5 protein-coding genes are annotated in these 13,815 nt (G+C 56.4%); all 5 read right to left on the reverse strand.

Annotated features, from left to right (window positions below):
- Positions 1-2: 2 nt before the first annotated feature.
- Positions 3-1,184, reverse strand: a complete 1,182-nt coding sequence (locus tag ACH518_RS17275; protein WP_140914154.1) for a malate--CoA ligase subunit beta — start codon at positions 1,182-1,184, stop codon at positions 3-5.
- Positions 1,185-1,312: 128 nt separating this feature from the next.
- On the reverse strand, positions 1,313-2,266 hold the full coding sequence (locus tag ACH518_RS17280) for an HpcH/HpaI aldolase/citrate lyase family protein (RefSeq protein ID WP_140914153.1): 954 nt from the start codon (positions 2,264-2,266) through the stop codon (positions 1,313-1,315).
- A gap of 389 nt (positions 2,267-2,655) precedes the next feature.
- Positions 2,656-3,084 (reverse strand): hypothetical protein, encoded by a 429-nt coding sequence (locus ACH518_RS17285; protein ID WP_278211465.1) that lies wholly within the window; start codon positions 3,082-3,084, stop codon positions 2,656-2,658.
- Between the two features lie 85 nt (positions 3,085-3,169).
- A complete protein-coding gene (locus ACH518_RS17290; protein ID WP_445370981.1) occupies positions 3,170-12,928 on the reverse strand; it encodes an Ig-like domain-containing protein in 9,759 nt (3,252 codons plus the stop codon).
- Positions 12,929-12,963: 35 nt separating this feature from the next.
- Entirely contained in the window at positions 12,964-13,743 is a 780-nt protein-coding gene (locus ACH518_RS17295) for a DsbA family protein (protein WP_445370982.1), read from the reverse strand.
- Positions 13,744-13,815 lie beyond the last annotated feature (72 nt).

The raw sequence follows: 13,815 nt of genomic DNA on the forward strand, positions 1-13,815 counted from the left end.
CCTTATCCTAGGGCCGCGACGACTTGGTTGCGGGCTGCAACCGCCTTCTCGGCGGCTTCCGCCAAGGTATCGGCAGTGATGATCGGTAAGCCGCTGTCTTCGATGATTTTGCGGCCCAATTCGACGTTGGTACCGGACAGGCGTACCACCAGCGGCACTTTCATATCGATGTTTTTCACGGCCTGCACCACACCTTCGGCAATCCAGTCGCAACGATTGATACCGGCAAAGATGTTGACCAGCATGGCTTTAACGTTTTTGTCTTGCAATACCATGCGGAAGGCTTTTTCGGTCCGTTCCGCCGAAGCGCCGCCGCCGACGTCCAAAAAGTTGGCCGGCTCGCCGCCCGCCAGCTTGATCATGTCCATCGTCGCCATCGCCAAGCCGGCACCGTTGATCATGCAGCCGATGTCGCCGTCCAGGCCGACATAGCTCAAACCGCGGTCGGCCGCGGCCATTTCCCGCGGGTCTTCCTGAGTCTTGTCGCGCAATTCGGAAATTTTTTGGCGGCGGAACAAGGCGTTGTCGTCGAAGCCCATTTTCGCGTCCAGGGCGATGATGTCGCCGTGGCCGGTCACGACCAGCGGATTGATCTCGACCATGTTGGCATCGAGGTCGCGCATGGCGCGGTAGCAGCCTTGAATCAGTTTAACCGCGTGCGGCACCTGGTCGGCATCCAGGCCCAGCGCGAACGCCATTTCCCGCGCCTGAAAATCCTGCAAGCCGACCGCCGGCTCGATGTGGATTTTTTTGATCGCATCGGGGTTGGTCTCGGCCAGTTCTTCGATTTCCATACCGCCTTGCGCCGAGCCGACCATGACGATTTTTTCGTGAGCGCGATCGATCAGCAAGCTGAAATACAACTCTTTGGCGATGTCGGTGCCGGCTTCGACGTACAGGCGCAAACATTGTTTGCCGGCCGGCCCGGTTTGGTGAGTGACCAGGCGTTTGCCCAACAAGGCGTTGGCGGCGTCGCTGACTTCCTCGTGGGTTTTGCAGACTTTGATGCCGCCGGCTTTGCCGCGGGCGCCGGAATGAATCTGGGCCTTGACCACCCAGACATGGCCGCCGATTTCGCGTGCGCGTTGCACGGCGTCCTCCGGGCTGTAGGCCAAGCCGCCGTCGGCGATCTTTACACCGTATTCGGACAGCAATTGTTTTGCTTGGTACTCATGAATGTCCATGGGTTCTCTCGTGGAATTGGAAAATGTAGGTTGGGTTTACCCTTCGGGCATAAAAGCGAAGCGTAACCCAACATTAAAAGCCGTCGTGTTGGGTTACGCCTATCGGCTAACCCAACCTACATGTTTTTTTATTGGCTTTTCGCGGCGATCGCCTCGGCCATGCGCACGATGTTGTTGGCCATGCGCTCGGAGGCGGCGTCGATCAGGCGACCGTCCAGTGCGGCGGCGCCTTTGCCTTGGGCGGCGGCTTCCTTTAAAGCTTCCAGAATACGTTTGGCTTTTTCGACTTCGGCCGGCGGCGGGGTGAAGACTTCATTGGCCAAGGCAATCTGCGACGGGTGAATCGCCCATTTGCCTTCGCAGCCCAACGCGGCGGCGCGGCGGGCACCGGCTTTGTAACCTTCCGGATCTTTGATATCGCCGAACGGGCCGTCGATCGGCCGTAAACCGTAAGCACGGCATGCCACCGTCATCCGGCTAATCGCGAAATGCCATTGGTCGCCCGGGTAATCCGGATTCAAACCGCCGATGTTGACGGTGCGAGCCCGGTTGCTGGCGGCATAATCGGCCACACCGAAATGCAAGGCCTCCAGCCGACCGCCGATCGAGCCCTGTTTGGCGATGTCTTCGACGTTGGCCATGCCCAATGCGGTTTCGATCAAGGCTTCGATGCCGATCTTGTTTTTCAGCCCTTGCTGCATTTCCAATTGATTCAGCATCGCTTCGACCATGTAGACATCGCCGTAAACGCCAACTTTCGGGACCAACAAGGTTTTGATCTTGCTACCGGCCTGTTCGACCAGATCGACCACGTCGCGCACCATATATTGGGTATCGAGGCCGTTGATCCGCACCGACAGCGTGATGCCGTGGCCTTCCCAGTCCAGATCGTTAATCGCCTGGATCACGTTTTTGCGCGCCTGCAATTTGTCGTCCGGCGCTACCGCGTCTTCCAGATCCAAAAAGATGTAGTCCACACCGCTTTTCAGGGCTTTTTCGAACATATCCGGATTGGAACCCGGCACAGCCAGTTCGCAACGTTGTACACGTTGAACATTGGCTTGGTAAAGAGTGTGGCTCATGAATGCTTTTCCTAAGGGTCTGAGAGTGTACGGCCGAATCAGCCGGGACAAGTTGGCTAAAAATAGCCGGTCATTTTACTTTCGGGACCGTTAATGTCAATGTTTCCGGGCGCTTACGCGGCCATGAAAACTCAGTCCTGGCTTTAGAAGCCTAATCATGAAACGGATTTTGTCTCAATTTAACGTCGTAATCTAACGACAAACTGACTGGACGTATTTGGATTTCTGCGGAGGGCGCATGGAAAGTTGTTTTGCAGGAATAAGATAGTTTTGAACAATCAAGAAACATCACAAGTGTACAGGCCGCACATTCTGTCGGCCGCAGAAGAAAAATCGGGAATCCGCAACAATGGCCAACGCAAAATAAGGAAGGCCGCGGAACCAGGAATTTAACGAGTCTTGGCCTGTTCCGCCAACTTAGCCTTGCCGATTTGCAACATTTTTTCCTTATACTCAGGCAACATCGCTTTAAATTCGTTTTGAACCGCGTTTCGTTCCTGCTGATTGCCAAGGCTATTATCGAATCGCTCGATATCACGTTGAGCCGAATTCTCAATTGATTTGGCCTCCTCGGACAAGACCCTCAATTCACTTCGACTCGGTATGTCGGTCGGCTGTGTCGACGGCGACGGGGGGAGGAGCGGTCTTTCGCCCGAACCATCGCCTGAACCCGCGTTTTTTAGTTGAGCTGTTTCGTTAGCTTTCTCAGACCGGGCTTTTTCAGACGTAACAGCCCCCTCTTCGCCGGAACAGCCAACCAAGGTTGCGGAACTTCCACCCAATACCGCCACAATGGCTAAGCTCTTGACCGATTGCATAATCGGCGAATACCTTCCCCACCGCAGCCGGATCGAATGACCAGCGAGCTCCCGAAACATATTTACACTCCGTTCTGGTTGCATCTTATTGCACCCCCGTCGTAAATGTCCAATAGGTCCAGCCAATTCCGTTCCCGGCCTGGTCGGTCAAGCTTGCCCAGTTGGAGATGTAAACCCGGTATTGCCGGCTCGCCGTCAACGCAGCACTCGGCGTCAACGTCACGGTCTTGCCGTCTGCGCTGACACTGTAGCTCACGCTCGGACGCTGCCCGGTCGCGGTGTCGTACAGCGCAATCGTGTCGCTGTTCACCGCCAACGGGTTCAACCGGTCGTTGAAGGTCAGTACCGGTTTGACATTCAAGCCTATCCCTGTCGCGCCGTTCGCCGGGCTGTATTGCGCCAGACCGTTGCCTTGCAGGTCGGCTCCCACACCGCTCGTAAAGCTTCTGTCCTCGGCACTCGCCAATACGTTGCCGCTCAGGTCTTCCACGCCTTCGACGTGCAGGCTGTAGCCGGTGTTCGGCTGTAACGGCTGTTGCAATTTCAGCGTCAGCGTTCTCCGATCCCCGCTCAGTTCCCGCGTCACCGCGATCACGTCGCCGCCTTTGCGCAGTTCCACTCCACCCAAACTCAAACCGCTCACCGGCTCGTCAAACCGCACTTGCAGGACTCCGTTCGTCGGAACGCTGGCTTGGTCGGCCTCCACGCTGTACGCGCTAACCTGCGGCGCGGTGTTGTCGGCTGCGATCGCTGTGGTGAAATAGCGCGTGTCGTACTCGCTGTTGCCGTTCATGTCCTGGACGTAGTAGACGTAGAGTCGGTAGTTGCGACTGACGGCCAGCGCCTGTTCCGGTACCAAGATCAAGGTTCGGCCGTCGTCGCTCAGACTCCGGGTTGCCGCTACATGGGCTCCGGTGGTGTAGTCGTACAGGTAGAAACTGCTGTCCGTGACCGACACCGGATCGATAGCTTCGTTCAGGCGGACTTTGAGTACGGCATTGACCGGTACGTCAGTCGCGCTCTCCGCCATGCTCCACTCTACTACCGCCGGCGCCGCGGTATCCGGGCCGTTGGCGGTATGGAAGGTGTGGCTCAACGGGGTAACCAGATTACCCGCGTAGTCTTCGGCTTTGTCCACCGCCACCGTGACGTCGCTGTCCGCCGGCCAAGGTTCGTGCGGGATGTAGGTCACTTGCCGGTTGCTGTCGCTGAAATTCAACGAGTAGGTCGACGCATTGTAGTTCGGCACTTGCGCCAGCGGCAGGTCGGGATCGTCACTTAAGAAGCTGATCGGATTCACGGACTCGTCAAAGCGCATCGAGATGCGGTTGTTGATGCCGACCTGTTCCGCTCCGTCCGCCGGACTCAGCGCCGTGACTTTCGGCGCTACCGTATCCTCCAAGGCGTCCGCCGCCGTCGAATAGTAGTAGACGTAATCGCTGTTGTAGGTCGCTGCCACGCCGCTGGCGTCTTTGACGCCGGCACGAATGCCGATTTGATAGCCACGGTTAGTCTGCAGCAATTCGGTCGGTTGCAGGCGTACTACGCGGTTACCTTTCAGCAGACTCACCGTTGTCGGGATTTCGGCTCCGTAGTAGTAGTACCGCAACGCGAACGTACTGTTGCTGACGCTGGCCGGGTCTAGCGCTTCGTTGAATTGCAAGTCCAATACCGGATTCAGTTTGCTGCCGCTCCAGCCGGTCGCAATCACATACGGTGCCTTCTGCGCCGGATCTTCTTCAATCCGGAATTGGCTATGGAAGCTGTTCAAGGCATTGCCGCTTTGGTCTTGCGCGGTGCTGTCGAGGAACACTTCGATGTAGGCGGCTTTCGCCCACGGCTGTTCCGGCGTAAAGACCAGGGTCCGGCCGTCGCCGAGCAATTGCGGGGTGCCTTTGATCAACACGCCGTTTTGCGAGACATGTAATGCCGCTGGCAAACTAGTGGCTTTCAGCGCTTCGTTGCTGTACAGCACAATTTTGTTTTTCGACAGCACGTTGTAAGCGCCATTGCCCGGCAAGGCCGTGACGATACTCGGCCGTGCCGTGTCGACATCCGCCGCGGTGGCAAAGACTTTGGCGGCATCGGCCAAGCGGTTGCCGCTCAGGTCTTTGATGTCGTTGGTCAGCAGGACCGTCACGACGCTGGAGGCCGGCAGGTTGTAGTTCAACGTCACCGTGCGGTTATCGCCGGAGAAGCTGATCGACGGCCTGACGATGTTGCCGTTGACGAATAGGCCGACGCTGTTGCTGTTGACGGTGCTCCGATTCAGGGATTCGGAGAAACTCAGCACGATCGGGTTGTTGCCGTACACGTCCATCGCTCCGTCGTTCGGGGTGATGGACACCAGTTGCGGTGCGACGGTGTCGCCACCGGTGCCGGTGTTGAAATAGCTGTAGCGATAGCCGCTGCTGTTGCCGGCAATGTCCTGTACGCCATTGGCATAGGCCCAGATCCGGGTGTTACCGGGGAAGGCTACTAACGGGGTGAACGTCACGATGCTGCCGTTACGGCTGAGGGTTCCGGCCACATTTCCGCTGAAGCCGTCGGCTTGGACATAGATGCCGCTGTCCAGGCTGGTGCTATCGATCTCTTCGTTAAAGCTGAAGACGATCGGCGCTGTCGCGCTGACGCCGGTACTGCCGCTCGCCGGGGTAATGACGACGCTCGGGCCTGTGGTGTCGGCGGTGGCCGAACTGGAGGTGGTGAAACGGCTGGTGACCGCCGCCAATCGGTTGCCGATATAGTCGTACAGACCGTCCAGGACAATGCTGTACTCGGTGTTAACCGCCAACGCGCTGCTGGGGGTAAAGGTGATGGTGCGGTTGTCGCTGCCCAGTACGGCGGTGCCCGCCACCTCGACACCGTTGAGTTGCAAATGCACGCTGCCGGATAGACTGAACGGACTGACCGCTTCGTCGAGTACGAAGCGCAGTTTGCTGTTCACCGCGATGCCGGTCGCGCCGTCTTGGATGTTTTGTCCGCTGATTAACGGTGCTTCCTGGTCGTTGGCCGTACCCGTCGTAAATGTCCAATAGGTCCAGCCAATTCCGTTCCCGGCCTGGTCGGTCAAGCTTGCCCAGTTGGAGATGTAAACCCGGTATTGCCGGCTCGCCGTCAACGCAGCACTCGGCGTCAACGTCACGGTCTTGCCGTCTGCGCTGACACTGTAGCTCACGCTCGGACGCTGCCCGGTCGCGGTGTCGTACAGCGCAATCGTGTCGCTGTTCACCGCCAACGGGTTCAACCGGTCGTTGAAGGTCAGTACCGGTTTGACATTCAAGCCTATCCCTGTCGCGCCGTTCGCCGGGCTGTATTGCGCCAGACCGTTGCCTTGCAGGTCGGCTCCCACACCGCTCGTAAAGCTTCTGTCCTCGGCACTCGCCAATACGTTGCCGCTCAGGTCTTCCACGCCTTCGACGTGCAGGCTGTAGCCGGTGTTCGGCTGTAACGGCTGTTGCAATTTCAGCGTCAGCGTTCTCCGATCCCCGCTCAGTTCCCGCGTCACCGCGATCACGTCGCCGCCTTTGCGCAGTTCCACTCCACCCAAACTCAAACCGCTCACCGGCTCGTCAAACCGCACTTGCAGGACTCCGTTCGTCGGAACGCTGGCTTGGTCGGCCTCCACGCTGTACGCGCTAACCTGCGGCGCGGTGTTGTCGGCTGCGATCGCTGTGGTGAAATAGCGCGTGTCGTACTCGCTGTTGCCGTTCATGTCCTGGACGTAGTAGACGTAGAGTCGGTAGTTGCGACTGACGGCCAGCGCCTGTTCCGGTACCAAGATCAAGGTTCGGCCGTCGTCGCTCAGACTCCGGGTTGCCGCTACATGGGCTCCGGTGGTGTAGTCGTACAGGTAGAAACTGCTGTCCGTGACCGACACCGGATCGATAGCTTCGTTCAGGCGGACTTTGAGTACGGCATTGACCGGTACGTCAGTCGCGCTCTCCGCCATGCTCCACTCTACTACCGCCGGCGCCGCGGTATCCGGGCCGTTGGCGGTATGGAAGGTGTGGCTCAACGGGGTAACCAGATTACCCGCGTAGTCTTCGGCTTTGTCCACCGCCACCGTGACGTCGCTGTCCGCCGGCCAAGGTTCGTGCGGGATGTAGGTCACTTGCCGGTTGCTGTCGCTGAAATTCAACGAGTAGGTCGACGCATTGTAGTTCGGCACTTGCGCCAGCGGCAGGTCGGGATCGTCACTTAAGAAGCTGATCGGATTCACGGACTCGTCAAAGCGCATCGAGATGCGGTTGTTGATGCCGACCTGTTCCGCTCCGTCCGCCGGACTCAGCGCCGTGACTTTCGGCGCTACCGTATCCTCCAAGGCGTCCGCCGCCGTCGAATAGTAGTAGACGTAATCGCTGTTGTAGGTCGCTGCCACGCCGCTGGCGTCTTTGACGCCGGCACGAATGCCGATTTGATAGCCACGGTTAGTCTGCAGCAATTCGGTCGGTTGCAGGCGTACTACGCGGTTACCTTTCAGCAGACTCACCGTTGTCGGGATTTCGGCTCCGTAGTAGTAGTACCGCAACGCGAACGTACTGTTGCTGACGCTGGCCGGGTCTAGCGCTTCGTTGAATTGCAAGTCCAATACCGGATTCAGTTTGCTGCCGCTCCAGCCGGTCGCAATCACATACGGTGCCTTCTGCGCCGGATCTTCTTCAATCCGGAATTGGCTATGGAAGCTGTTCAAGGCATTGCCGCTTTGGTCTTGCGCGGTGCTGTCGAGGAACACTTCGATGTAGGCGGCTTTCGCCCACGGCTGTTCCGGCGTAAAGACCAGGGTCCGGCCGTCGCCGAGCAATTGCGGGGTGCCTTTGATCAACACGCCGTTTTGCGAGACATGTAATGCCGCTGGCAAACTAGTGGCTTTCAGCGCTTCGTTGCTGTACAGCACAATTTTGTTTTTCGACAGCACGTTGTAAGCGCCATTGCCCGGCAAGGCCGTGACGATACTCGGCCGTGCCGTGTCGACATCCGCCGCGGTGGCAAAGACTTTGGCGGCATCGGCCAAGCGGTTGCCGCTCAGGTCTTTGATGTCGTTGGTCAGCAGGACCGTCACGACGCTGGAGGCCGGCAGGTTGTAGTTCAACGTCACCGTGCGGTTATCGCCGGAGAAGCTGATCGACGGCCTGACGATGTTGCCGTTGACGAATAGGCCGACGCTGTTGCTGTTGACGGTGCTCCGATTCAGGGATTCGGAGAAACTCAGCACGATCGGGTTGTTGCCGTACACGTCCATCGCTCCGTCGTTCGGGGTGATGGACACCAGTTGCGGTGCGACGGTGTCGCCACCGGTGCCGGTGTTGAAATAGCTGTAGCGATAGCCGCTGCTGTTGCCGGCAATGTCCTGTACGCCATTGGCATAGGCCCAGATCCGGGTGTTACCGGGGAAGGCTACTAACGGGGTGAACGTCACGATGCTGCCGTTACGGCTGAGGGTTCCGGCCACATTTCCGCTGAAGCCGTCGGCTTGGACATAGATGCCGCTGTCCAGGCTGGTGCTATCGATCTCTTCGTTAAAGCTGAAGACGATCGGCGCTGTCGCGCTGACGCCGGTACTGCCGCTCGCCGGGGTAATGACGACGCTCGGGCCTGTGGTGTCGGCGGTGGCCGAACTGGAGGTGGTGAAACGGCTGGTGACCGCCGCCAATCGGTTGCCGATATAGTCGTACAGACCGTCCAGGACAATGCTGTACTCGGTGTTAACCGCCAACGCGCTGCTGGGGGTAAAGGTGATGGTGCGGTTGTCGCTGCCCAGTACGGCGGTGCCCGCCACCTCGACACCGTTGAGTTGCAAATGCACGCTGCCGGATAGACTGAACGGACTGACCGCTTCGTCGAGTACGAAGCGCAGTTTGCTGTTCACCGCGATGCCGGTCGCGCCGTCTTGGATGTTTTGTCCGCTGATTAACGGTGCTTCCTGGTCGTTGGCCGTACCCGTCGTAAATGTCCAATAGGTCCAGCCAATTCCGTTCCCGGCCTGGTCGGTCAAGCTTGCCCAGTTGGAGATGTAAACCCGGTATTGCCGGCTCGCCGTCAACGCAGCACTCGGCGTCAACGTCACGGTCTTGCCGTCTGCGCTGACACTGTAGCTCACGCTCGGACGCTGCCCGGTCGCGGTGTCGTACAGCGCAATCGTGTCGCTGTTCACCGCCAACGGGTTCAACCGGTCGTTGAAGGTCAGTACCGGTTTGACATTCAAGCCTATCCCTGTCGCGCCGTTCGCCGGGCTGTATTGCGCCAGACCGTTGCCTTGCAGGTCGGCTCCCGCACCGCTCGTAAAGCTTCTGTCCTCGGCACTCGCCAATACGTTGCCGCTCAGGTCTTCCACGCCTTCGACGTGCAGGCTGTAGCCGGTGTTCGGCTGTAACGGCTGTTGCAATTTCAGCGTCAGCGTCCTCCGGTCCCCGCTCAGTTCCCGCGTCACCGCGATCACGTCGCCGCCTTTGCGCAGTTCCACTCCACCCAAACTCAAACCGCTCACCGGCTCGTCAAACCGCACTTGCAGGACTCCGTTCGTCGGAACGCTGGCTTGGTCGGCCCCTACACTGAAAGCGGTGATTTTAGGTCCACTGGCATCCTTATCGAAGGATGTAGTGAAATAGTAATTCGAGTAATTTAACGAGTTGCCAAAAAGGTCCTTAATCGCATTGGTTAGCGCAATCCGGTGCTGCCGTCCGACAGCCAAAGCTTGGTTCGGCACAAACGTCGCGCTTTGACCGTCTCCGTTTAGCGTGACAACACCCAACACTTGTTGCCCGGTTACGCTGTCATAAAGCAATACCGATTGGTCATTCACCGAGTCGGTGTGCACCGGCTCGCTAAAACGCACTCCGACGACAACGTTGACCGGAACATTGCTGCTGTTCGAGTTCGGATCGACTGCGGCAACAGTCGGCGGCGTAGTATCTACCGTGTTGCCGGTTTTATAGTGAAAGCTATGGGGTGAAGCTATCGGATTGCCGGCTCTATCCCTAACACCATCGACGACAACTTTGTAATCCGTGTAGTCGGCAAGAATATCGCTCGGTGTGAAAATCAATTGCAGACCGTCACTCGATAAGCGTACCCGCCCACCCACTTTGGCGGCACCTTCCAGTAGGCCTTGGTAAACGGAAATCGAATCGGTGTTGATGGACTTCGCCTGTAAAGGCTCGGCAAAAGTCACGATAATCGGGTTGTTTTCCGGTATATCGGTTGCCTCATTGGCCGGCGAAGTTGAATTCACCGTCGGCGGCGTCACATCCGGATTCAGCGGATCGGTGCCTTTTTGCACTTCGACGCCGTCCTCGATGCCGTCATTATCCGAATCGGCGTCGGTCGGACTGGTATACATATCAACTTCGTCGCCGTCTTTAATGCCGTCGTCGTCGGTATCCGGATCGGCCGCATTGGTTCCGTAGATTGCTTCCTGTTCGTCACTCAGACCGTCGCGGTCGGTGTCGGCTTGTACCGTTAATGTTAAAGTCGGCGTAGTTGTTTGGTTCCCGCCGAAATCGACCGCTCTCGCGGTAATCGAAATAGTGCTGCCAACCGTCCCGAACGGTACCGAAACAGGATATTGGTAAGGACGCGAGGTATCGGTGTAAACAACTTCGCCATTCATCAGGAAAGACACCGATTTCACGCCGATATCGTCGTCGGCGTTGGCGGTGATAGTAATTTTTTTACCTTCAACAACTACAGTATCTTGCGGCGGTTCGGAAATTTCGATGGTCGGTGCCACACCGCCTTTGTCTTCGGTGAGCCGGTATTGGGCGATGAACAATCGGGTATTGCCGTCGCTACCGTAATCCTGACCAACGACATAGGCTTCTTCCGTCACGTAAACATAATTGCTATCCAAAGCAATACCGGTACCGGCATAGTCGCCTAAACGGGACAGATCGATGGTACCTTGAAATACCGCGTTTTCCGGATCTTCGATGTTGACGTAAGCAGTCACGTTGGGAAACAGTTGCTCCGCGGCAAATGCGAATCCGTCGGTCAATTCGATGTCGCGGGGGACGAAATTAGCATCGCCGCCGATCACAACGGGATTGCCAGCATCGCGGACATCGACCACTTTCCAACCCGACGAATACGCGGCGACATAAGCGTAACCGTCTTTTAGTACAACATCCTTAACCGGGCCGATACTCAAACTGCCTTTCTTCAAAGGATTGGTTTTATCGGTAATGTCGACCGCGTGCAACGAAGATCCGGCTACCGCAACCAAGGTAGTTCCTTGAACGTCAACGCCTTTGGTCTCACCTAAACCACTTAACGCACCGGCGAAAAGCGGTTGATTTGGCTTGCGGACATCGACTATCTCGAGCCCGTTATTGCCATCCGCAATATACGCGAATTGGTTGTCGATCTTAACGTCCTGGGCTATGCCGGCCGTTTCGTAGGAGGCCATCAAGCTGGGCGCGGTCGGATCGGTGACGTCGATGATCTGCAAGCCATGGTCGCCGTCGGCCAGATAAACCAAATTGCCGACAACACGCACGTCAATCGCGGTACCGGCAGTATCCAGACTGCCGACAATACTGGGTGCGGAACGGTTCGCTACGTTAAGAATTTGTAAGCCTTTGCTACCCGCAGCCACATACGCATAGTCTCCTGCGACATCGACGTTATTGGCGTAGCCAGGAATCGCGATCGAAGAAAGGGCGGTTGGATTGAAGGTGCCGATGGTCACCGTGACCGTTTTTTCCAATCCGCCGTTGCGAACGGTCAAATTCGCGGTGCCGGACTGGCCGGCGAACAATAAACCGTCCTTGGCGCCGAAACTCACTACACTCAAATTGCTGGAGCTGTAAGTAGTGCCAGTCGATTTTGCGGTGAGATCGACCAAACTGCCGTCGCCGCGTTTGCCGGAAACTTTTACCTGTAAATTGGCCTCGTTATAAACGGTATTGAAGGTCATGGTCGGATTGGCGGGCGACACCACCAATTCTACGTAGTTACGCCCGCCGCCATCGGTACCATCCGTCGGGTTATAGCCGGCTATGATCTCGTCGTTGTCGTTGACCCCGTCGCCGTCCGTATCGGCTTTCAACGGATCGGTGACATAACCTTTCGACCCGGAAACCTCGACACCATCACTCAAACCGTCGCCATCACTGTCGGCCAGTCTGAAATTGGTACCCGCTTGATACTCCTGCTTGGTGGTCAAACCGTCGTTATCAGGATCTTCCAAAGCATCTAACGGGTCGTTGGGATTCAAGCCGTTAGCAATCTCAAAATCGTCCGGCAAACCGTCATCGTCGGCGTCTCCCGTAGTCACCACATTGATGCGCTTAAAGGCGACTACTTCGTCCTTCCGCGCAGTAATCAACACACTACCGCTAGACACCGCGGTTACCAAACCTTCGGAGTCGACGCTGACAATGGCCGGATTACTGGAGGTGTAGTTCGTACCATTGCTGGACGCTGAGATGTCCTTTACCGTTCCATCCCGATAAGTAGCGTCTACGATAAGCTGCGCAGTGGCGCCTTGGCTGATTAGGGTTTCGGTGGAAGGTTCGGTAAATTTTAGGCTAACCGGTATCGGTTCAATCACTTGGAACTTTATTTCCGGCACATTGACTATGCCGTTTTGCACCACATTGAAATATTCGCTTTCCCCGGAAAAGGTATCTCCGAGAATGGTACAGGTGGCCCGCGCCCTGACCCGGCCCATTTGCGACGGCACGTTTGGCATCGCCCAGCCGCCATCCTTGTTGACCTGCACAGTTCGATTCAGAATGTTGACGACGCAGTTTTGATCCAAACCGTTACCTGCCGCTTGCCCTTGCCAGATCAATCCCAGCAAGAACGTCAACAGCGAAAATGATTTCGTAATCTGTGTGTTCATCGTCTTCATCTCCCGATCCCTAAGACGCTATTACGTTATTTTTTTAGACTATCAATCATGCTGGCGAAGGTTTCGAACGACTGCACGCCGTCGAAGCGCCGATATTCCACCAATTGCTTATTTTTATTAATTTTGCCGATCAGAAATGCTGGCGTGCCGTTGACACCCAAACTAGAACCTAATGCAATGTCGCTTTGCAGCTTGTCGAGTTGGACCGGATCGTCCATGCATTTACGCAACACCGCCAAATCCAACTTGTGCCGCGAAACCACTTCGGCAAGCAATTCGTCGTTGACTTGACCCTTGGCTTCAAAAATCGCATCGTGCATCGGCCAATATTGTTTTTGCTCGCCGGCACAACGCGTTGCCAAGGCCGCCATTTTTGCATGGGCGTGAAATTCCAAGGGAAAATCCATCATGACATACTGGATAACACCCTTGTCTATGTAACGCTCGCGCAGTTTGGGCAACACGTTCTTGTTATGCTTAGCGCAAAACGGGCATTCGTAATCGGAAAATTCAACCACCGCAATATTGGGCGACGCCTTAGCTGAACTTATATTTGCGGCACCCGCCAAGGAAATTGGCTCTGCTTTAGGTTGCGATTGAACTAGTTTCTGCTCCAAAGCAAATACCTTATCCTTCAATTGGCCAATTTCCTTTCTCATCTCCGACAACTGGGTAAATACTTCGTCAGCGACCCAACCTTCTTCAGCCGATACAGAGGAAACCCACGACAAAAAAAATAACATGGTAATTGCCTTAATATTCTTGGCGGACAATCCCGCTAGTATTTCCATATATTTATTCAACATTGCTTATTGATTAGCCGAAGACGATAACACTGAATTTCGCGGCAGATTGAATTCAAAGAGCCGCCGGCAACT

Source organism: Methylomonas sp. HW2-6, assembly GCF_052474525.1.